The organism is Paenibacillus oralis, from assembly GCF_003863965.1.
GTDB classification, from domain to species: domain Bacteria; phylum Bacillota; class Bacilli; order Paenibacillales; family Paenibacillaceae; genus Fontibacillus; species Fontibacillus oralis.
This window is the reverse complement of record NZ_RRCN01000002.1, coordinates 30,592-52,485: the sequence shown is the minus strand read 5'-3', so window position 1 is coordinate 52,485 and position 21,894 is coordinate 30,592. Positions and strand designations below refer to the sequence as shown.

The 21,894-nt window shown below is 44.2% G+C and carries 18 protein-coding genes and 4 pseudogenes; 9 read left to right on the top strand and 13 right to left on the bottom strand.

Annotated features, from left to right (window positions below; genetic code table 11):
• On the top strand, positions 1-645 hold a 645-nt coding region (locus EHV15_RS33930), incomplete at its 5' end, for a manganese catalase family protein (RefSeq protein WP_148101074.1).
• A gap of 174 nt (positions 646-819) precedes the next feature.
• On the opposite strand, the gene EHV15_RS33925 is transcribed toward EHV15_RS33930, so the two are convergent.
• Positions 820-1,239, bottom strand: a complete 420-nt coding sequence (locus EHV15_RS33925; RefSeq protein ID WP_107338595.1) for a hypothetical protein — start codon at positions 1,237-1,239, stop codon at positions 820-822.
• A gap of 325 nt (positions 1,240-1,564) precedes the next feature.
• Between EHV15_RS33925 and EHV15_RS33920 the strand changes: the two are divergent.
• Both EHV15_RS33920 and EHV15_RS33915 read left to right on the top strand, forming a co-directional pair.
• A pseudogene (locus tag EHV15_RS33920) lies at positions 1,565-2,075 on the top strand (cell wall hydrolase).
• Between the two features lie 554 nt (positions 2,076-2,629).
• Positions 2,630-2,863, top strand: a complete 234-nt coding sequence (locus EHV15_RS33915; protein WP_127510485.1) for a hypothetical protein — start codon at positions 2,630-2,632, stop codon at positions 2,861-2,863.
• 75 nt (positions 2,864-2,938) lie between these two features.
• On the opposite strand, the gene spoVAE is transcribed toward EHV15_RS33915, so the two are convergent.
• The 5 genes and pseudogenes from spoVAE to EHV15_RS33890 form a co-directional block, all read right to left on the bottom strand.
• Positions 2,939-3,289 carry a stage V sporulation protein AE gene (spoVAE, locus tag EHV15_RS33910; protein ID WP_128635705.1) on the bottom strand — a complete coding sequence of 117 codons (351 nt, stop codon included), beginning with the start codon at positions 3,287-3,289 and terminating at the stop codon, positions 2,939-2,941.
• Positions 3,286-4,305, bottom strand: a complete 1,020-nt coding sequence (spoVAD, locus tag EHV15_RS33905) for a stage V sporulation protein AD (RefSeq protein ID WP_128635704.1) — start codon at positions 4,303-4,305, stop codon at positions 3,286-3,288. Before spoVAD ends, spoVAE begins: the two co-directional genes overlap by 4 nt.
• Before the next feature lies 1 nt (position 4,306).
• On the bottom strand, positions 4,307-4,786 hold the full coding sequence (spoVAC, locus tag EHV15_RS33900) for a stage V sporulation protein AC (protein ID WP_005832062.1): 480 nt from the start codon (positions 4,784-4,786) through the stop codon (positions 4,307-4,309).
• 44 nt (positions 4,787-4,830) lie between these two features.
• Positions 4,831-5,472 (bottom strand): annotated as a pseudogene (locus tag EHV15_RS33895) (YetF domain-containing protein); the annotation flags it as partial.
• A gap of 118 nt (positions 5,473-5,590) precedes the next feature.
• A pseudogene (locus EHV15_RS33890) lies at positions 5,591-6,301 on the bottom strand (Tn3 family transposase); the annotation flags it as partial.
• Between the two features lie 140 nt (positions 6,302-6,441).
• Between EHV15_RS33890 and EHV15_RS33885 the strand changes: the two are divergent.
• The 6 genes from EHV15_RS33885 (at position 6,442) to thyX (ending at position 12,820) form a co-directional block, all read left to right on the top strand.
• Entirely contained in the window at positions 6,442-7,530 is a 1,089-nt protein-coding gene (locus tag EHV15_RS33885; RefSeq protein WP_071220727.1) for a tyrosine-type recombinase/integrase, read from the top strand.
• Complete coding sequence (locus EHV15_RS33880; RefSeq protein WP_059040597.1) at positions 7,530-9,566, top strand: tyrosine-type recombinase/integrase; 2,037 nt, start codon at positions 7,530-7,532, stop codon at positions 9,564-9,566. The genes EHV15_RS33885 and EHV15_RS33880 overlap by 1 nt, the downstream gene beginning before the upstream one ends.
• The gene (locus EHV15_RS33875; RefSeq protein ID WP_128635702.1) at positions 9,559-9,960 is read left to right on the top strand and encodes a DUF6262 family protein; all 402 of its coding nucleotides are present in this window, start codon (positions 9,559-9,561) and stop codon (positions 9,958-9,960) included. The genes EHV15_RS33880 and EHV15_RS33875 overlap by 8 nt, the downstream gene beginning before the upstream one ends.
• A 31-nt stretch (positions 9,961-9,991) precedes the next feature.
• The gene (locus EHV15_RS33870; RefSeq protein ID WP_125081887.1) at positions 9,992-11,212 is read left to right on the top strand and encodes an IS256 family transposase; all 1,221 of its coding nucleotides are present in this window, start codon (positions 9,992-9,994) and stop codon (positions 11,210-11,212) included.
• A 328-nt stretch (positions 11,213-11,540) separates the two neighbouring features.
• Complete coding sequence (dfr, locus tag EHV15_RS33865) at positions 11,541-12,038, top strand: DfrD/DfrG/DfrK family trimethoprim-resistant dihydrofolate reductase (RefSeq protein ID WP_059040595.1); 498 nt, start codon at positions 11,541-11,543, stop codon at positions 12,036-12,038.
• Between the two features lie 86 nt (positions 12,039-12,124).
• On the top strand, positions 12,125-12,820 hold the full coding sequence (gene thyX / locus EHV15_RS33860) for an FAD-dependent thymidylate synthase (protein ID WP_059040594.1): 696 nt from the start codon (positions 12,125-12,127) through the stop codon (positions 12,818-12,820).
• Between the two features lie 160 nt (positions 12,821-12,980).
• On the opposite strand, the pseudogene EHV15_RS33855 reads toward thyX, so the two are convergent.
• The 7 genes and pseudogenes from EHV15_RS33855 to EHV15_RS33825 form a co-directional block, all read right to left on the bottom strand.
• Positions 12,981-15,257: pseudogene (locus tag EHV15_RS33855) on the bottom strand (Tn3 family transposase); the annotation flags it as partial.
• 13 nt (positions 15,258-15,270) lie between these two features.
• Positions 15,271-16,188 (bottom strand): tyrosine-type recombinase/integrase, encoded by a 918-nt coding sequence (locus tag EHV15_RS33850; protein WP_128635701.1) that lies wholly within the window; start codon positions 16,186-16,188, stop codon positions 15,271-15,273.
• Positions 16,189-16,531: 343 nt separating this feature from the next.
• Positions 16,532-17,098, bottom strand: coding sequence for a cupin domain-containing protein (locus tag EHV15_RS33845; RefSeq protein ID WP_371860583.1), 567 nt, complete (start codon positions 17,096-17,098; stop codon positions 16,532-16,534).
• 214 nt (positions 17,099-17,312) lie between these two features.
• Positions 17,313-18,365: a peptidoglycan DD-metalloendopeptidase family protein gene (locus EHV15_RS38155; RefSeq protein ID WP_127606892.1), complete on the bottom strand. Its 1,053-nt coding sequence runs from the start codon at positions 18,363-18,365 to the stop codon at positions 17,313-17,315.
• Entirely contained in the window at positions 18,362-18,970 is a 609-nt protein-coding gene (locus EHV15_RS33835) for a YqhG/Tai3 family protein (RefSeq protein WP_127606890.1), read from the bottom strand. The genes EHV15_RS38155 and EHV15_RS33835 overlap by 4 nt, the downstream gene beginning before the upstream one ends.
• Positions 18,970-21,405: a CD3337/EF1877 family mobilome membrane protein gene (locus tag EHV15_RS33830; RefSeq protein ID WP_127606888.1), complete on the bottom strand. Its 2,436-nt coding sequence runs from the start codon at positions 21,403-21,405 to the stop codon at positions 18,970-18,972. The genes EHV15_RS33835 and EHV15_RS33830 overlap by 1 nt, the downstream gene beginning before the upstream one ends.
• On the bottom strand, positions 21,405-21,890 hold the full coding sequence (locus EHV15_RS33825; RefSeq protein ID WP_094050839.1) for a hypothetical protein: 486 nt from the start codon (positions 21,888-21,890) through the stop codon (positions 21,405-21,407). Before EHV15_RS33825 ends, EHV15_RS33830 begins: the two co-directional genes overlap by 1 nt.
• Between the last annotated feature and the right edge of the window lie 4 nt (positions 21,891-21,894).

The window sequence follows — 21,894 nt, the reverse complement described above, 5'->3', positions numbered from 1 at the left end:
CTGTCCGGTTCCACATTTCCGGCAGATCCGGATGCGGCTCCTCTGCGCAACGGGCTTGACAAACGCAATACCTACCATTTTATTGCAACGGCTCAAACCTCGTTGCCCGGCGATTCGATGGGCAAAGCATGGAACGGTGATTATGTCTTTAACAGTGGCAATCTGGTACTTGATCTGCTGCATAACTTTTTTCTCGAATGCGGCGCCCGCACCCATAAGATGCGCGTGTACGAGATGACAGATCATCCTGTCGCCCGCGAAATGACGGGTTACTTGCTGGTCCGCGGGGGAGTTCATGTGCTTGCTTACGCGAAGGCGCTCGAAATCATGACCGGAGTCGACGTCAAAAAAATGCTCCCTATTCCCAATCTAGAGAATCGGGCATTTGATGCGACCCGCAAATACGAAGAACAGGGAATTCATCGAAAGTTATATACGTTTAGCGATTCAGACTATGAAGATATCGCTCAAATCTGGAAAGGATCCCACCCTTCCGACGGAGAGCGATTGGAAGTCGTCAGAGGAGTTCCCCAAGGAGGGGAAGTGCCCGATCTTGAAGAAGTGCCGGAAGAATTTGCCCCTGGCATCTCGAATGAGGATTTTATGCAGATTGCCCAACGGCTGCAAAAGCTCGCCGGATTGTAAGGTGTTGCGTTCCTATACGGGTAAGGGTTGCTGCTTATATGGCATGTATACGAAACCTTTATTTATTTCTATTAGCCGCGCGCGACTCCCAGCGTGCGGCTCGTCACATGGTGGCGGTCAAGCACAAGCCTTTATTTGAATGGTTTCAATTGTCTCTCCCTTAGTTCTTGAATTTTATTTTCTAAATATTCGATACGAGATTTTAGTTGTGCTTTCTCTATGCAAGTTGATATCAGTTGTCGCTACCCAGGTTCCATATTCGCCCGCCTGTAAAGAGGGGGGGGGGAGCATTCGAAGGCGTCCGGTGAGGACCAAATGCCGAAGTTGAATCTGGACATCGTCATAGATGGTTAAATGACCGGAATAGGCAGCGTAGGGGGAATGAAACACGATCTGCTGCGCGCTTTCATTCCAGCTTCCTTCAATCGGAATCGGCGTTCCGCGAAATTGGATAGTGCCTTGAACTCGTTGGTCCGGCAAAACGCGCATCACAAGCTTGCCCCATACAACCGGCCTGCCGGCGACGGATGCATAAACTCCCCAAATGGAAAAGGGGGGTAATACCTTTGATATGGATTGCGAGGCATCGGCCACGACTCATCACTCCTCTTATTCGGTTACGCCATTATATGCGTCCACGGTAAAAATGCCCGTCACGGGGCTTGGATTCCTTTACAGATAACCGAACATGTTCAAGTAAAAGAAGATCGACAATACCGTCACCGGGATGCTCCAAACCGGCTTTGTATGATGAAAACGAAGCATGAGAAACATGTGTACGTCAAAAAAAAAAGCGACCACCAGCAATTCCAGCCGCGGGAGTAGGTAATATAACCGAGGCGATATCCGACCCATTCAACACCGATATAAATCAGCACCCACTTTGCAATGTGAACCGATACTAAAATGAGGTGATACAATGGCCGTTGTCAAAGCCAGGGCAAGTGATATAGATCTGTTGGCAAGATTGCTTCGAGCCGAAGCGGAAGGGGAAGGCGAACAAGGAATGCTGCTCGTCGGGGCTGTAGGAATTAATCGGATTCGGGCAAACTGCTCCGATTTTAAAGGCATTCGTACGATTCCGCAAATGGTATTTCAGCCGCATGCGTTTGAAGCAACCATACACGCTTACTTTTATCAAAAGGCAGATGAATAACCGCATGCAAAAAAGGGAAAGCATCCTCAAGATGCCTTCCCTTTTTATGTTCGCAGTGCGATTATTTAAGGCAAGGGACAAAGATAGACGCCTTGCACGAAAGTCAATTAACGGTGAGCGACCATGGCCTGCTAAATTCTCTTTGTGGTATTTCAAACCCCCCGCAAATTGCCCTTCGACATGGTACAATCAGCCTTTTGTCGGAAGATACAAAAGCCACTGCTTTTACGAACCGACAGGTGTAGAATGCGAAAATATTTACAATACTTTTTAAACATATAAGACGCAGGCCTAATCCGGTCAGCGTCTTATATGTATTAAGCGCAAATCTCTGCATAACCGTTTGGAGTAATACTTTGCAGGTATGGGGATCTTCCAGTTTTGGTTCGTGTATGCCAATGCCAGTACCAACCGGCCAATCAGTTCTTTATTGACCAGCCAACACAACTCATTGTACTTCTCCAAGGCATTGAGGAAATTACTGAGTTGATGGAGCAGGGAGAATCGGCGTCTTTTTGAACATTTACACGAATCCGATGATGTCCCAAAGTTGATCCTTCGGTAGGCGTAAAATCCGATTTTGGTATCTTGATTTCTTACCGTATACCAGAGGAGTGTTTTGAGGAATGGAAGAGGGTGTCCAAAGGCAGGCCAGCCGATATGTCCGGCATCACCTATGAGAAGTTTCTGATCCGATCGGAAGATCTTCTTCGCTTACATTCCACAGTTCGGCCATTTCCTTGATATGCTTTGGACCAAAAGGGTAAGATCGATGGTTCACCAACCGAAGCGCCGACCGTCTACTGACTCCGATGATGTATAAAGGATATGAATATCGGAATAATATCAGTTACATATTCTGAAAATGGCAAATGGAAAGGAGAAAATATGGAAAAAAGCGAACTTAAATCACAATTTAAACACCGAATCAAAACGGCAAGTAATAAATCTCCAATAGTATTGGATGGCAAGGCAAGTAAAAAAGTTCCAACCGAGCCGAGTTTGATGGAGAGAACCAAAGAAGCGATGGAGAATATAGGAACCGAAATAAATAGCATCTGAATGGGTTTTTCATAATTAAAACCGGTCGGTTAGGGATTACCTTGACCGACCGTTACAGTGACAATGAGCCCCGTATTATCCTTTGGGTTTTACGAACAATGCAGCGAGAAACGAAAAAATAATCGCTGCAGATATTCCGGCACTGGTCACTTCGAAAATTCCGGTGATGATCCCAATCCAGCCATTGCTCTCTAGTTCTTGAAGCGCACCATGGACAAGCGCGTTACCAAAGCTTGTAATCGGGACCGATGCTCCTGCCCCGGCAAATTCAATCAGCGGGTCATACCATCCAATTCCATCGACAATCGCGCCCAGTACAACAAGCAGGGTCATGGTGTGGGCCGGTGTAAGTTTCAAGACATCAAAACAAAATTGTCCGAAAACACAGATTGCACCTCCCACCAAAAAAGCCCAAAGAAAAATCATAATATCTCCCTCCCTGCCTCTATGGATACGGCATGAGCGATACAAGGAATGCTTTCCCCTTGTTGAAATGAAATCGGGGATAGCAGCGCCCCCGTAGCGACAACGAGGATTCGTTTCAGTTCACCACTTCGCATCCGATTTAGCAAATGTCCATAGGTAACAACTGCCGAACAACCGCAGCCGCTTGCTCCGGCTTGAACCATTTGGGTTTCATAATCGTAAATCATCATCCCGCAATCGGAATATTCGGTTTGTTCGATGGGAAAGTTATGTTTCTTAAACAATTTACAGGCGATTTCATATCCGACTTTCGCAAGATCGCCGGTAACGATCAAATCGTAATAACCCGGTTCAATTCCCAAATCCCGAACATGCGCCTCAATGGTGTCTACCGCTGCAGGAGCCATCGCTGCGCCCATATTAAACGGATCTTTAATGCCCATATCGATAACCCGGCCAATGGTGGCAGAAGTAACAACCGGTCCGTCACCTTCCATGGATATGATGGCAGCACCGGCCCCGGTTACCGTATATTGGGCGGTTGGCGGTTTTTGCGAACCGTACTCGGTCGGATATCGGAACTGTTTCTCCGCACTGGAATCATGGCTACATGTCCCCGCCAACACAAATTTCGCCGAACCGGAATTTACAAGGTTAGCTGCTAATGCCAGACTTTCCATCGAGGTTGAACAAGCGCCAAACACACCGATGTAAGGGATCGATAATGTTCGCGCGGCAAAACTGCTGCTAATGATTTGATTCATCAAATCCCCGCCTATGTAAAACTGTACTTGTTCCTTTGTCAACCCCGCATTTTCAATAGCCAGTTTTGCCGCTTCTTCAATCAATACCTTTTCTGCTTTCTCCCAGCTCTTTTGTCCCATCATGGATTCTCCATGGACAATGTCAAAATCTTTGGCCAGCGGGCCTCTTCCTTCAAATGGACCCACTACCGTTGCTGTTGATCGGATGAACGGCTTGTTCTCAAATAGCCAACTCTGGTGTCCCTTTAACATATTAAGAGCCTCCCCCGCCTTTGATCAGCAAATGTACAATTCCTACCGCAAAGGCGGCGACTGTACCAAATACAATAACCGGTCCAGCCAGTTTAAACATTTTACCGCCAACACCGAGCACCATACCTTCACTCTGATGTTCAATCGCAGCGGATGCCATCGAATTCGCAAATCCCGTCACAGGCACTGCGGAACCCGCACCAGCCCATTGGGCAAACTTATCGTACACCCCCATGCTGGTCAGAATGACAGAAAGGAGTATCATAACCGCCACGGTAGGGTCTCCAGCTTTTTTCTCATCAAAGCCGCCCCAATGCACAAACATTTCCTGGATGGCTTGTCCAACCAAACAAATGGCCCCGCCAGCTATAAACGCACGAATGAAGTTTTTGAGTATGGGCCTCGGAGGTTCGACGCTTTGCGCCAATTCTTTATATTCCTGTTGTACCCGCGTTAAATTTTTCTTTATATTATTTGCCATGAACATCCTCCTCGAATTTCAGCTGACGTATAATTGGCGAATTGTTAACGAATCAGCAATGGTTTAACTTCATCAATAATCTTTTCTAACGCTTTTGAACATTGCTCGTACATCTGCTTTGTATTTTGTTCTTTGGTAGATAAGCCAAACATTTCGAGATCCGCTTCACACTTTTTCAATGTTGCAAGCAACGCGGCTTTTTTCTGGGGTTTCGGTACTTTGATCTGATCATCAAATAAATCAACGTATAGCTGGCCATAGGAATCCACCTGTCCAAGAAATACGTTATCAATCGAAACACCTAATTTCTCCAGTTCCGTATCCAGCCATTTCCTGTTTAGACCTATCGTGGCAAGCGGTTCGTCCATTATTTTTCCATCCATAATGACCGATTGAGGTTCTTGTTCTGGCCCGACATTTATTCCCAGGTGTTTAGGCGTTAACGGTTGATTTTCCTTGGTTAAAAGAACGCTAACGTCACCGCTTGACTCCATGATGGCGAATTCAACATCGGCAGCTTTGAACACATTCTTTATTCGAAGCTGTTCCATAAGTTCATCCGTGGTAATCCTTTCTTTTTTTAGGTTATCCTCCATGATCTTGCCGTCCTTAATGAGCACTGTTGCTTTGCCGTCGAATAGGTCTCTTGCCGTTTTGCTTTTCAGCTGTAGAAATTCAATCCCTAAAGGGGGTCCCGCCAACATTTTAACGAAAATATACGCTAAGCCTTCGGATCAGTCCGGCTTAGCGTTTTTTTCTTACTCTAAGCCCAATAGTCCGAGCTATACCGCCCGGACCAACCGGTCATTCAACTTCCTGTTGTTTCAGCGGTCGTAATGAATTGAGAGACGTATTCTGTCTAAAATTGAATTTGTATTCGCCTAAGAAATTGATGTGCTCCCATCCGAGTGGAGAAATATGGTTTAGCAGTTCTTCCTGAAACTTCCCTTGCTTTTTGCGGTGTTCTGTTGCTTGCTGGAGATAGACGGTATTCCAAACGCTAATTGCATTGATGATAATGTTCAACGCACTTGCCCGCTGGAGCTGGTCTTGTAGCGCACGTTCTCGCAGCTCGCCATGTTTGCCGAAGAAGATCGCTCTGGCCAATGCATTCATTGCTTCCCCTTTATTCAACCCACGATGGATTTTTCGCCGTAACGCCTCGCTTGAAAGGTAATCTAGGATGAAGATCGTTTTCTCGATACGTCCCATTTCCCGCAACGCAGTAGACAAGCTGTTTTGTCTTGCATAGGAACCGATTTTCCCCATAATGAGTGATGCTGAAACGGTGCCTTCCCGGATGGAGTGAGCCAGCCGGAGAACATCATCGTAGTTTTCCTGAATGATCTTTGTATTAATCTGTCCGCGCAGCAGCTTCTCCAATTTAGGAAAATCGGAAGGTTTCCCGATCGCGTAGAGCTTGGAATCAGCTAAGTCGCGCAAGCGCGGTGCAAAGCGAAATCCAAGCAGATGCGTTAAGCCAAAGACTTGATCGGTGTAACCGGCTTTAATTGTACTAGTATTAGAAGTAGTAATTAACGTATCTCATGTTATCAACTACTTCTTTTTTATTTCCTTATAGATTCATTATATGTACTATGAATTTTATGGATATATAGTATCTAACGAAATGATTTTAGACATGGGGGGAAATTTTGAAAGTACAAGAAGTTCTCATTCATGAGAAGAAAAGATATCTGTTAATTGACAATGGAGGGCATCCAGTTACTTCAGTTGCAAAGTATATAAAGTATTTAGATAACATTGGAAAAGCTGAAAACACACTAAAGTCATACTGTTACCATCTAAAGCTTTACTTTCAATTCCTAGAGGAGTGTAGATTAGAATATCAAGAAGTAAACCTTGATATTTTAGCTCAATTCATCGGTTGGCTGAGAATCCCTGATCAATCTACAAAAGTCATTTATTTTGAAGCAACCTTAGCGAAACGATCAGAAAAAACGGTCAATACCATCATAACGTGTGTCATAGGGTTCTATGACTATTTGACTCGTAATGAGGATTACGGGGGGAATTTAAATGATCAATTAATAAAGCAAGCCCCAGGGCGTTTTAAGACTTTCAAACCTTTCCTTCATCACATTACAAAAGGGAATTCTTATGATAAAAACATTTTAAAGATTAAGGAACCAAAGCGTTTAATCAAAACTTTGAGTAAAAATCAAATCCAAGTGATCCATGATGCGTGCAGCAATATACGGGATGAATTATTATTCCGTATATTATATGAAGGAGGATTACGGATTGGAGAGGCCCTTTCTTTGTGGGTAGAGGATTTTGATATAGGTAAAAACGCTGTTACGGTGAGGAAATCCAAAACATCAGATGGAGAAAAACGAAAAGTTTATGTGTCTATTGAGACTATGAATCTCTTTCAAGATTATCTAATAGACTATCATTCTTACGAAATTGATAGCAATTATGTTTTTATCACCTTAACTGGACCAAATCGTGGTAAACCAATGACTGATGGTTCTGTACGTTCTTTAATTAAACGGATGAAGAAAAAAACAGGAATAGATTTTACCCCTCATATGCTCCGGCATACATATGCCACAGAGTTACACGCAGCAGGAGTTGATATTGCCATCATACAGAGGTTATTAGGGCATGCACACGTTCAAACAACCATACAGACTTATATCCATGCATCCGATGAAACCATACGTGAAAGCTGGGAACAAGCTCATTCAAATAAAAAAATGGGAAGAAGAGATAAATAATGATACAGAACACATTCAAAATAAAACCCCTTCCCCATCATTTGGAACAGATAAATGAACCATTACTTGGATATTGGGCAAATGATGTGTGGGATGTACAAGAATGTCCCTTTTTGGATAAACATTATGATTGGAATAGAAAATTGATTTTTGATAAGGTACACAATCTTAGATTAAAAAATGAATTAAAATATTATTTTTATAAGGGGTTACAGGAGACAAGGATCTCGATTATCTATGCTTTTATGCATTATTCTCCATGTCTTAAAGTTTTTACAGAATTCATCTCTCGATATTATGCTGATTTAGATTCTATTATTGATATTCCGAAAGAAAAGTTTCTAATAGAGTATCGAACATTTCTTGTAGAGAAAGGAAAATCAGTTGAGATTGTACACCGGAAAAAGTCATCACCGTGGATGTCACCAACAGTTCAACCATCATTGTATATTAGACTATTTCTTCAAGTTTATGATTTTTATTATTACTTTTATGACGAACGAGAAGAAACAGATAAGGATTGTTGGGATGTACGAAATTTGAAGATTAATTATAACAATACAATCAGTAGATATTCATTAGACTTTTCGAAAATTCCGCAACCTTATAGACAATTATTTAAAAAATATATAAAGACTTGCCTAGTTGTTCAGCAATCCATTAGCTTTTCTACAGCAATATGTTATTTAAATAGACTTTTGTTTTTCTTCACCTTTTTGAAGGAGAAATATCCTGAGTGGAAAGAATTAAATCAGCTATCTAGAATGGATATTGAGGAGTATATTGAATACTTGCGACATTCTACTATTAAAAAAGGAAAATATTTAATTAATCCAGATCACAATTATGTAAATCGTTTTTTAATAGACCTTAAAACGTTTATCTCATACATACAAAAATTCGAATGGGAAGAAGCTCCGATAAAGTCAGTTATTTCACTATTGTCAATTGAGGATATTCCTAAAAAGAAAAGAGCAAAGGCTGATGAAATTAAATATATTCCGGATGAAGTATGGGAACAGTTAGTTTGCCATATTAACCAACTTTCCTCAGATCATATACCTATAATTCTTCTAATGGAAGCTACAGGTTTTCGAATTAGTGACGTTTTATCACTTATAATTGACTGCTTAGTAAAACAAGAAGATGGCTGGTGGATTATCGGAGATCAAAGAAAAGTAAGTTATAAAAATCATAAAGTTCCTATTTCAGAAGAAATTGCTAATGTTGTCTTGGTGCAGCAAGAAATTACAAAAAAGAGATCCTCTTTAGACACGAACCCTAAGAAATATTTGTTTCCAGTACTTAAAGGGAAAAGGATGGGTAATCCCATATCGCAGGATTCCATAAAGCTGAACCTTAATAAACTAGCTAACAGATGTAATATTAAGGACAAGGATGGAGAAATTTATTGGTTTAAAAATCATGCATTTCGACACCGTTACGGTGTTAATTTGATTAATAACGGAATGAATATCCTTCATGTTCAAAAATTGATGGCACATGCCAGTCCTGAAATGACATTAGTCTATGCCCAAATTCATGACCAGACACTCCGTGATGAATGGGAAAAGGCTCGAGATAATGGCGCAGTAAGATTAGATACACGTGGAGAAGTTATTGTCGCTGATTTAGCTCAACAGGCTAAAGAAAATGGAGTTGAACTGGAGTGGATACGTCACAACATGGACTCCATTCGTTTAGATCATGGGTTTTGTGTAAAAAGCCCAAAACTTCATTGTGATTTTCTTGAACAGACATTGGAACCACCATGTATTAAAAACAACTGCCGAAGTTTTCACGTTGACAAGACTTTTCTCGACTATTATCAAGAACAGATATCTAAAATGGAAGCTGATATTGAAGTATACAAAAAATCCGGAAGGTTACGTTCCATTGAGTTAATTGAACCCAAATTAAAAAGATATAAAGAATTAGCAAATGGTTTACTACATACTGGTGGAATCTTTGGTTTAGATAAAACTAGACGTGAGTATGTTGGAGATGAACGTGAGAAGGTGATGCAAAATGTCTAATGAAACCCCAAATACTGAAGGTATTATAAAATATGCGAAGTTGAAAACGGAAAAGTCCATTCAAAAAGTTGAAGAAGCGATCAAAAAGATGATAAAAAAACAAATGAAAATCAATTTTAACTCTATATCTGCAGAATCAGGGGTTTCAAAGGCATTTCTATACAGAAATACAAAACTCCGAGATCGAATCGAAACACTTCGCAAACAACAAGAGGGTCTCCCCTCAATAAAGCAAGTTAAAAGGAATATGAGTGACGCATCAAAAGATGTAATTATCGCTTCCTTACGGAAGCGAGTCAAGCATTTAGAAAAGGAAAATAAAGAAATTAAAGAACAATTGAAAATTCAATATGGAGTCTGTAAAATAGTTTGTGTAAACTCCAAAACCTATTAAAATGGAACTAATAGAAAGGTTGGGAGAATACATGGGACTTTGGACGAAACAACAGTTGCGCGACTTCATTAAAGAGAATAATCTGGTAACGGCACAGGATGCTCAAAACGCATTAAAGAACCTGTTTGCAGAAACAATCCAGGAGATGCTCGAAGCGGAGATGGAAACACATCTGGGCTATGCCAAGCACGACATCACGGCGAAAGCGACGTCAAACAGCCGTAATGGCAAAAGCAAGAAAACTGTCGTCAGTGAGTATGGTGAGCAAGAAATAATCGTACCCCGTGATCGCTTGGGCGAGTTTGAACCGCTTGTGGTGAAGAAGCATCAGTCCAATGTCACAGGCATTGAGGAACAGATCATTGCGCTTTACGCGAAGGGCGTCAGCACGCGTGAAATTCAAGATCATCTACAGCAGTTGTATGGCATCGAAGTCTCCCCGACACTGATCTCGAACGTGACGAACAAGGTTATCCCTATGGTTAAGGAATGGCAAAATCGGCCGCTACAGAGCGTATATGCCGTTGTTTTTCTCGACGCCATTCATTTCAAAGTGAAGCAAGACGGAGCTATTGTCAACAAGGCGGCTTACATGGTCATCGGCATCGATCTGGACGGGAATAAAGACGTCCTAGGCATGTGGATTGGCGAAAACGAGTCGGCCAAGTTCTGGCTCAATGTCTTGAACGAGTTAAAAAACCGCGGCGTACAAGACATTCTCATTACGTGTGTCGATAATCTAACCGGTTTCTCGCAAGCGATAAGCGCTTGTTATCCCGCTACAGAGATTCAGAAGTGCATCATCCATCAAATCCGTAATTCAACGCGCTACGTGTCCTACAAGGACTTGAAGAAGGTGACGGCCGATCTGAAGCCGATCTACAAAGCAGCAACCGAAGAAGCGGCGCTTGTGGAGCTAGATCGCTTTGAGGAGGAGTGGGGCAAAAAGTATCCACTGATCGTCCGTTCTTGGCGCAACAACTGGAGCGAGCTCGCTACATTCTTCAAGTACCCGCCGGAAATTCGCAAGTTGATCTACACCACGAACATGATCGAGAGTTATCACCGTCAACTGCGCAAAGTGACGAAAGGCAAAAGCATCTTTCCGAGCGACGAGGCTCTCCTTAAAATGCTGTATTTATCCACAATGGACGTTGTACGGAAATGGACGGGCCGTGTTCAGAACTGGGGACAAATGCTGCTACAGTTTTCGGTTTTCTTCCCTGATCGCGTGGGTCAGCACTTGAGGTAGGGGGGCGGAGTCCCCCTCTAAGCATCACCCTCTACATTCGTTTACACAAAATTCTTGACAGACCCTCAATATGGGAAAATGTATGAGGATATTTAAGTTCCCACTCTTTTTCCTTTCCCTGTTGATTTTTTTCTTGTAATATGACGAAGCCATAAAAATGTTGAATGTCTTTTTTGTACAATGACATCGGATTCATGAATATTTATGTTAAAATATCGAAGAGATTTTGAAAGATTGTACTTAAAATATAGGGTCATTTAGTGGAAAAAGAAATTTCAATAGAAATAAAAAATTGCAAGGTAAAATAGTTAAAAAAGGCTGAGTATATATGAAGATTTCTTTAATTGTTGCGATGGATAAGAATAGAGTAATTGGTAAAGAGAATGACATTCCTTGGAGAATTCCGAATGATTGGAAGTATGTTAAAGATACTACAAATGGACATTCAATTATATTAGGTAGAAAGAACATTGAGTCTATCGGAATAGCTTTACCTGGCAGAAGGAATATTATTCTGACACGAGATAAAGGTTTTAATTTTGATGGATGTGAAATTGCCCATTCAATTATAGATGTTTTTGAGTTATGTAAAGATGAAGAAGAGATTTTTATTTTCGGTGGAGAACAGATTTATAGTTTGTTCTTACCTTATGTTGAAAAAATGTATATAACAAGAATTCATCATGAATTCGAGGGAGACACATTTTTTCCTGAAGTTAATTTTGATGAATGGAAAGAAGAATCTGTTGAAAAAGGAATTATGAATGAAAAAAACCCATATAACTACTATTTTCATGTTTATAAAAGAATAAATTTATTAAGCTAACAGTTTCAGAGATTTTAAGTAAAACTTTTAAAAAATGATTAAAATATTAAGCAACAATAATTTTTGGTTAGAGAGAGGTTTGGAAAATGAAAAAAATTGACATTTTAAATGGTGGATATGTGATCTTACAAGACTACATGGGTTCCGACTTATCTGTTACAAATTCAGCTCGTGTTTCTTATAACAAGAAAAAGGACGTTCTTGACGATAAAGATAAGGGACTCATTGACTTTCTCGCTCGTGAAGGTCACACAAGTCCATTCAGACACACTTCACTTCAATTTGAAGTTTACGTCCCTCTTTACGTCGCAAGACAACATTGGAAGCATATCATTGGTTCTGGATTTCAGGACCCATTCGTTGCTTGGAATGAATCTTCTCGTCGTTATATTACTGAAGAACCAGAGTTTTACATACCTAATGCTAATGAGTGGAGATCGAAACCAGCAAATTCAAAACAAGGCTCTGGCGAGAATTTAAGTGAATTATCTGGAGGAGTTTTTACAAAGAAGCTTGAAGAGCATATTGCTGAAGGTGAACGCCTTTATGAAGAAGCCATGGAAGCTGGTGTGGCTCCAGAACAAGCTCGATTATTTCTTCCTGCTTACTCTATGTTTGTGAGATATTATTGGACTGGTTCTCTTCAAGGTGTAGCCCATTTCTTGAATTTAAGACTCCCAGAGGATGCCCAATACGAAATTAGAGTTCTTGCTGAAGCTGTGCAGGAATTAGCACATGAGAAGTTTCCATTGTCCCTTGACGCTCTCCTCAAATATAACTAAAAAGTAAGGATGGTTCTTGTTAATTCCATTTATTTAAGTGCTTTAATGGAAGATGATGGCTAACGACTTTGAGTCGTTAGTCATTTTTAATCATTCTTTAAATACATGTCTATAATGAAAGAACACAATTAAATTCTAACTTTTTTATAAAAAGGTATTGATAACCAGCCGTATCCGTATAATGCTCTTCGATAGCCAAGTCCGTTTCATGGTGGAGTAAACCGTCAATGACGTGTACGGCATCCCGAGCGTTCGTATTGATGACTTTCGTGTAGAATGTGGAAAATTGATCGCTCACGAACCGATAAATCGTAGCTCCTTTTCCGGTTCCGTAGTGGGGATTCGCATCTGCGTGAAGCGCCGAAACTCCGATCTGGACGCGCATTCCATCAGATGATGAGGTCGTGCCGTCCCCCCAATATGAGGGAAGCGACAGCTTGTGATGAAAATTAACAAGAACAGCCTGCGCTTTATTCATTGCGTCTTCATACAGCCGCCATTGCGCTGTATTGGCCATTTGCCGATATGAAATGCTCGGCGTGGCTTCAGCCATCTTTGTAAGCCCAATGTTCGTTCCCATTGCCATAAGGGTAGCCATAAGGATTGTCGTTTCTTCCTCGTTCGGAGTGCGGTTACTGGAAGCGTGAATAAAATGCTCATGAAAATTCGTCCAGTTGGCTACCTCCATGAGCAGATCCGTTAGCTTGATTCGTGGCAGCAGCTCATAGAGGGAAAGGCTGAAATTCCGGGCTTCATCGGGAGCATCTTTCTCCAATCGCTCGATGTGCAATTTCCCATTCTCCAAATTAACACCGTCCAGCTCGTTGATGTGATCCGAAACCCAGTTCAATCTTTGAAGAAGTGATTCAGTCCGTTCTTCAAGATATTCCTTTGCGGACAAGCTAACGACAAGCTTTGTAGCGTTTGGACGGATACCATTCCACTCAGATTTCGATACAAGGTAATCCTCGAAATCCTTATGCTGACGGCTTCCGACAATGGATACGTCTCCGGAACGAACGTAATTCCTCAGCTCTGTTAGGACAGCCATTTCGTAGTAATGCCGATTGATGGTTCCATCTTCGTCGTAAACGTGCTTTTGCCAGCGGTTCGAAACGAAGTTCAGTGGTGCGCCTTCCGGAACCTTTCGCTTCCCGGTTTCATTCATATCCCGGATGATATCGACCGCCTTCATTAGCGGTTCTGCCGACTTGGTTGACCGAAATTCCAATGATTTTAACAGCGTTGGCGTGTATTTCCGGAGCGCATAGAATTTCTTTTCCAGCAAGTCCAAATAGTCGTAATCTACGGGCCGCGCAAGCCGTTTAGCTTCTTCCACGGATGCAACGATCTGATCCCACGGCATAACGGCATCAAGCGCAATAAACGGATCAGTACCTTCACTTCGAGCCTTAATAAGAGCGGCTCCAAGATCGGCATAGTGAACAACCTTTTCATTGATCGATTTACCGTTTTGTTTTTGAAGTTCCTCTTGTGCTTTTCTCCCTTTGGAAAGTAGTATCATAATCTGCCGGTCGTGAATCTCGAAAGCCAGGTCTGTCAAATCCTGAATCAGCTCTAATAGGTACGCTACTAATATCGAGTACTTTTTCGGATCATTGAAACGGCGGAAGGAATGAGGTTCGTAACGCGAACCGATTTTGGAAAGCTGTCGTAGCCGGTTCGGATGGATGCCTTTCGTATCGATTTTCAGCTGCAAATCCCGTATGTATTCGAGCTTTTCAATAACCTTCAAAAAAGAATCCGGAGAGCTGGTCCCTGGAATCTCCCTTAACCATGCCAAGTAGGTTTTGGTGCTTTCCGGCATGGCGGTTAAGACGCGATCCAGCTTGGTAATTTGTAATTCTGTCAGTGAACTGCTGAGTAGCTTGAATATTTTTTCTTCTGTCCGTTTGCGAGTTTCCCAAACAGCTCTTTCAATCGTGGCCATTGAGGGTAGAATGATTTTACGCTTACGTAAGTCTTCGAGTGCGAGCTGAATCAGGTGTAAGGGATTGCCGTTTGCCAAAGCATGGCTAAAAAGATTCTTGCACAAAGAACGATACTCGCTCAAGGTAAATGTTTGGTAGCCATACTCCTTCCGGATTTCCTCCAGATGCTCGTATTTCGTGGCTTCTCGTTCACCGTAAGATGCAAAAGACCCCACATCGGCATTAATTTGCTTTGCAATATAGCGAAGAACTTGAACCGGCACTTCCTTAATATCAGAAAGCGTCCAACCGAGATAACGAAGTACGCATAGCTGCACGGCAAAGCCGAGTCGATTATAATCTCTTCGCCGCTGCTGAATGATTTCAAGGTCATGCTGGGTAAATGTGAAATAGGTGCCCAATTCCCATTCGCCGAGATCAGGCGGTATTTGTGAATATTGCAGCCGTTCCTCCGGAGTCAGCAGTTCCCTTACTCTCGCGTACATCGTTCTCATCCCCCTATTGCCATGCTATTTTTTCGACTTCCGCCTGCAGATCCGCACGGGTCGCCTTGACGTAAATCATCGTTGTGTCCAGACTATCGTGTCCCATAATTTGCGCCAAGCGGTGCAACGGCGTGTTTTCTGCCATCACATAGCCGAACCGGTGCCGTAGATCGTGGGCACTCAATCCCTCGAGCTGAGCTGCTTTCATATATTTTTGAATCAGATGACGTAAAGCACGTTCGGTTAATCGATCACCGGTTTTCTCCGATGGAAATAGATAAGGGCTGTTCGGAGGGAGTTCTGCCAGATATTTTTCTAAAGCAGCTCTACACGTAGCGTTCAAAGGAACTTCCCGCTGTTTATTCCTTTTTCCGGATCGGACCGTAAGCTGACCGCTGCGTTTACCGATCTGAATATCTCCGGGAGCCAGGTCACACACTTCCATTGTTCGTAAGCCGGTGTGAAACATCACGATTAGAATCGTCTGATCCCGTAAAGAACCGCTGTGCTCAACCGCAGCGATCAATGCAGCTTCTTCTTTGTCTGTCATCTGTCTTGGGCTTACCTTTTCTTCCGGAACCAATTTAACCGGCTTCGAAGGGTCTCGGCGAATCCTGGAATCCGACACGGCCCACTCAAAAAAACGTTTCAGGGTTATAAGCCGCCGGTTAATGGTCGCCGGTTTCAATTCCATTACTTTTTGCGCAGCTTCCCGGTACCGTGTTAATGTTGGAGTAGCCACATCTTCAATTTGAAATATGACCTCTTCCTCTTGGTGATTGGCTGTCTCAAACCAGCCGATAAAATGTTTCAAATCGCTTGCGTACTCTTTCAGTGTTTTGGGATTCAAATCCTCGTGGGTGGTGAGAGCGTGAATGAAGTCCTGAATCGACTGCTCGCCCTGTTGTGAAATCCCGGTCGCTTCTCTCATTAGCAAAGCCTCCAAATCTCGACTTACCTTAGCGGACATGATATTCTTACCTTAACCGAAACATTAGCGGACATCAAGTGTGTGCTTTGAAATACATAATGACCGCTAATCTTAATTAGCGGTCATATTAATTAGCTATGGTGCCGCCAGCAAAACGCGAATTTACCACGTTAAGAAAACCAGCGTAGCTGTCACAGCCCGCAAAGTGGTTACCATCTGTTTCCATACGTTTGCCCCTTGGTGACACGAACGCTGGTATAGGCTTAGCGTACAGAAAATACATGGTTTTCAGGGCTTTCGATCCTTAGCGTACAAAATCCGCATTATGTTGGCGGTCGCCCATCTAGTAATGATGGCTTTCTTCGGTAGCTATGGCAATTGGTTTTGTTTGTTGAACTGTGCCATACGGATGTTGAGGTGGTGCATAAATAGAGTAAAGTTTAATTGGCTTATTACCCGTATTGGTTAGATTGTGCCATGTTCCAGCAGGGACCATGATTGCAAAATTTTCAAAGACCTTTTCTTGAAAATCTAATCTGTCTTTACTCCTACCCATTTGAAAAAGTCCTTGACCTTCTTCGATGCGTAGGAATTGATCGAGTGCCGGATGAATTTCTAAGCCGATATCTTCCCCAACATTGATACTCATCAAAGTAACCTGTAAATGTTCTCCTGTCCATAATGCGGTACGGTAGTTACTGTTTTGCTTTGCAGCCTCTTCAATATTAATTGCAAATGGATTTGGCCCATAGTCCTTTAATGCAATGTTTCCGTAAAAGTGATTTCTTTCATAGCAATTATAGGCATAATCGATAAAACAAGGGCTACCTTGGTTACTCCAATTGTTGAAATGCCAGTTGTAATACATCGGATTAAGCCATTGATGATGATAGCTTGATTGGCGGTACAAATGCATTCTCCTTTCCTGTTTCATTACTCTCCTTCATCCTATGCAATTGCCTACTTAGAGGAGTGTAAAATGGGCGGAGCTGTTTTGTTTCCATTATTCGTAATCTGACGGTTTTTTTCGCCGGCAGAGCAGTCTGCGATCGTTCGTTTTTACAGCGAGACCCACTTGCTTCAAGTTGGCTACAGGAGATCCATTCTACTAAAAACCCCGAACATTACAAACCGATAAATGGAGACGGATCGACGCGCCGCCCATTTACAAAGATTTCAAAGTGCAAATGCAGGCCGGTGCTTTTGCCCGTGGAACCGCACACGCCGACCACATCCCCTGCCTGAACGATATCCCCGACCTGAACAGTCGTCTGTGACATATGCGCATACGTAGTCTTAAAGCCGCCGCCATGGTCTACCCAAACAAATAAGCCGTAGCCTTTACTTTTATCGTTTGCATCCTGCCAACCGGCAAACACAACCTTACCGGCTTTGGAAGCCGGAATGCGTTGCCCGGCCTGACAAGCAAAATCGATGCCCTCATGAGATGCGCCCGGCTTGCCGGTCACTGGATCGATCCGGATACCGAAACCGGATGTGACTTCACCGGAAACCGGCCGTGCAAAGCCGCTTTCGGATGGTTCAATCACTTCAATCGGAATAAATCCTTCGGTCACGTAGAGTCTTGCATACATCATCACTTCCGCTACATAATCCTGACTGTGATTGTAGGCAAAAATGGCACGTTCCAGGTTGCCGGTCGACGCGCCGTTTTTGGCTAAATAGTTCGCGGCGGAAAAGATGGAGTCTTGCAGGCTCCACATACTCGCCCGGCCGTCACGGTCTGCATCCACACCATACCCGGCGTACCGGGCGATCATGGCCAAGCTCGTTTTTTCTTCTTCGGTAAAACTCCCCCGCCCGGCACCGTAGCAAGATGGATGCGACCAACCTACCCACGTACACGGCATAAACTGCATATGTCCCTCTGCTCCGACGCTCGAAATCATTGGCTGAAGCGTAGAAAATACCGTCTCGACGCGATGATGCGCGGCCAACAAATTCCAAGGAACGCCGTACCTGGCTTCCGCCTCTTTATAGATTGGAATATATTCGGCCGGTATTTCACGTTCCCCAACCGGCGAGATTGACCCTCCTAAAAAGCCGTATCCGATACTTCCCCCGCCCATGAACAACAGCGGAAAAAGAAACATCCCGCATAAGGCGACAACGAGCAGGATCGGAATTGCTGCGATCAGCCATCCCCATTTTTTCATTCCGGAATCGCCCCCGATCCCGGACGAATACCGACATCATCAACCTTCCATTTCCCATCAACCCGTTTGAGCAACACCACATAAAGCAGCAAGCCATCTTCATTCTTACCGTTTATATCGGTATGGGTCACTGTTACATCCACGTTGTACCATTGCTCGTCTGCTTTCAGCTCGGCCGGTGTCCATTCGGCTGTGACATAATCGGTCTTCGCGCGAGAAAGCGTTCCCCGCCGCTGAAACGATGAAAGCTGCTTATAAAAGGAATCGGTAATATAGGGTTTGGAGCGATCCACGTAAGCGTCCGGCTGTTTGCTATCGAACGGCACATACGCTTTCAGAAAATCCGGAAGAACGGCCTGTGCGCTACTTACCGCTTCCTCGGTAATAGGTGGTGTTTTGCTTGTCGTTTCCTCTGGCTCCGGCTGAGCCTCGTACTGGTATACGTCTCCTTGTTGTTTATGGACCGCAGCCGGTTTGGTTTCTTTCGGCTGCGCGGCACGTCTTCCGGAAAACAATGATCCGATAAAAAGCGCGATCAGCAGCAGACCAATGATAATACTGAACCATGTTTTAGCCCGATCAGGAAGCTGTGGGGAACGCGCCATTAGCTCTCACGCTCCCCTTCGTCCTCCTCTAAGGAGGCATTCTTCGACGGCAGTTCCGTCGCCCCGGTTCGGGGGATAAGGTTATCCTGTGAAGTCATCGGAGCTGCTTCATGCGAAACGAATGGCATCTCCAATGATTCCAATATGGCTGATCCTCGCGCCGTCCGGAACGAATCGGAACGGGCCTCGGACTTGGTCTGCCTTCTACGCTCCCCTCCCTGACGTCGGGAGTCTAATGAAACGACCTCTGGCGCTGCTGTTCTCGTTCCATGTGGAATAGCTTGGACATATTCAGGAACGGCCGAAGGTACGGTTCTCCCCTCCTGCTGCGCCGGTTGCTGCATTGTCTCATGAACTGGTGCCGATGCATTCATGGGTTGCGGCGGCGTCGCCATTTGCTCCCTTGGCTTGTCCATCATGGCTGAAGAAAGACTTGTATTAGGCAGGGCGGCACGGCCCTGCTCTCGATGAACCGCCTCACTTGCTGTCAAATCGGGTGTAGTGATCCCATCCGGCGCTATCGGCGTGTTGGAAGCAGTCCGGGTATGAGCATAATTCCTACCGGATACGGCTTGTCCGCGCCGCGCAGTCATTGCCGCCCTGCCCATACCGCCCTTAGATAGACGATAGCGAGAAGGATTTCTGCTGCCTCTCGCCCCTGCAGAAGCCATCAACATCGGCAAAGCTTCTCCGGTACCCGGCATTTCGCTTGCCGCTGCCGCCTCTGCTGCCGCTGACTGACCGCCAGGATGCCACGACCCTGCGTCAGATAAACGAGTGAGCGGCATATCGATAATATCGGGGTCGCGATCCGCCTGCTTGCTATGCGGCACGACTTGCGATCCGGGTGAAACAATTTCCGCATCGGCGTATACCGTTTCGTCCTTTTCTTTACCTTCATCATCGTGCATCGATACGTTTTCAAGCGATTCGCTTTTGTTATCGTCGCCCATCGCTCCATCTGCGGCAGCACCGGCGACCGCCGCCCCTTCCGGACCGGCAACCGCTGCACCCGCCGCTTGCGCAGCCGCCTTAGTCGCTTTACGTTTCATTTCGCGGGCGGTATTACTCACATGATGGTCAAAGTTCGATACCTCATGGGCCACGCTGCGGATTAAACTGTTTCCTTCCATGAGAATACGCATAAATCGCTTGCGCAGTACAAAAATAAGCAACAGCACAATAAATTCCACAAAGGCCGTCGCGAAATAGCCGATGCTGTCAGAATTGCTGACTTCATATACGATGGCCGACATGGTGAAGACGACTAAAGCAATGACGGACACCGCGATTTTCAACAGCAGCGGCAACGCCAGTTCCTCGGTATATCGGCGGAATACGCCTCCCCCGCCCGGAAATGCAGCAATCACCATATAGAACGGCGCAGCAACCGCAATCGTCAAAAACCAAAACTGGAATAGAATGAGCAGCAATGCTAAAGCGAAAATCGGTATCGACGTAATGCCGTTGACAATCGTATACAGAACGGTAAACACGAGCCGATCCGGAACCATTGAATAGGTCATCATCATATTGGAGCGCTTATTTACTTCAGTTCTCTCAACATACTCTTGCCGGTCCTCGCCTGGCGGAAGCTTGAGCAGCGCATTGACCCGATCTTTTCCGACTGTGCTTTCGTCATCATTGCCGTACTGCATATAGAGATAAGGCCGGTGAACGAACAGATTCCACATATTTTCACCAAGGCCGCTGGTCGAATCACCTTCCTTCCCTTCAAACAAACCGGAAGACGCACCGATGACATGACCCGTCAGTTCGGTTGTAATATTGTTCGCGCCTTTCAGAACCGTGCCATAGTTCGTGAAAAAGAACAGAGCCGCCACCAGAATGATCACGCTTTTTGCAACACTGCCGGTCGCCTCAAGCTGCGCATGTTGAAAGAAATATTTATAGACAAACATCAAGCCTACACTTACACCTATGGCTATAAGAAAATCACCGTAAAGCCCGTATTGCTCAAAATGAAAATTGGAGATGCCTGTAATTTTTTGAACGACACCTTCGATCTGTTCGATGATCCGGTTGATCACATCGAAATGGTAGGCGTAGTTCAGGACCGTGAGCATCATGTTCGTCATGTACACATTGACCTTGAACAAAATGTTAACAACGAAATTCATGCCCTCATAGAATTGAGCCAGCACGGTATCCTTAATGGCGTCGCCGGAAATCCAACTCCCGATGGTCTTGAATGGGTTTTTGAAACCTCCACCGTCGTCGTCTTCACCCGGTTGCTTGCTTGTTACATCGATTTGGTAATATGCCTTGGAACCGTCGCTAGTCACCTCATGTTTGGTATCAAACAAATTATCAGATATGCCCGTACCCGTGTTTCCGGTTGCTGCACCCGCCGCCGTTACCGGCAATAAGAGGAACAGTACCATCAATACCAGGAAGGGCCGCAGCCGTTTCATCAGCCCTCACCTTCTTTTACATATTTGTGAATGTAAACACCATCCTTCGGGTTCTCGACTTTTTGTTCTGCTTCCTCGGCTTTTAATTCACGTATTTTCCACTCGCCTTTTTCTTTCTTCATTTCCAGGAAGTCTTTAGCGTTTCCATTATGGTTTGGCAAATAATAAATCACTTCATAATGTAACACTCCTTTTTCGCCTGGTTCCTTTTCAAACCGATAAATACTGTAACGTTCTCCAATCTCTTTAAATCTTCCTGGAAACGTAAGCTCGTCTTTCTCTAAAATGCGATAGTGCGGTTCTTCTGGAGAAAGAATTTTCCGGAAAAGCTCGTCATCTCCATCGACTGACGCTTGAACATATTGCAACGCTAGGTCATCCGCTGCTTTTACATCAGCCGATGGCTTGCCGCCGCTGGATGATCCGCATGCGGCCAACAGCAGCAGCGCCCCGATCAGCATTCCTATGAATAGTCCTTTTCGCATTTGT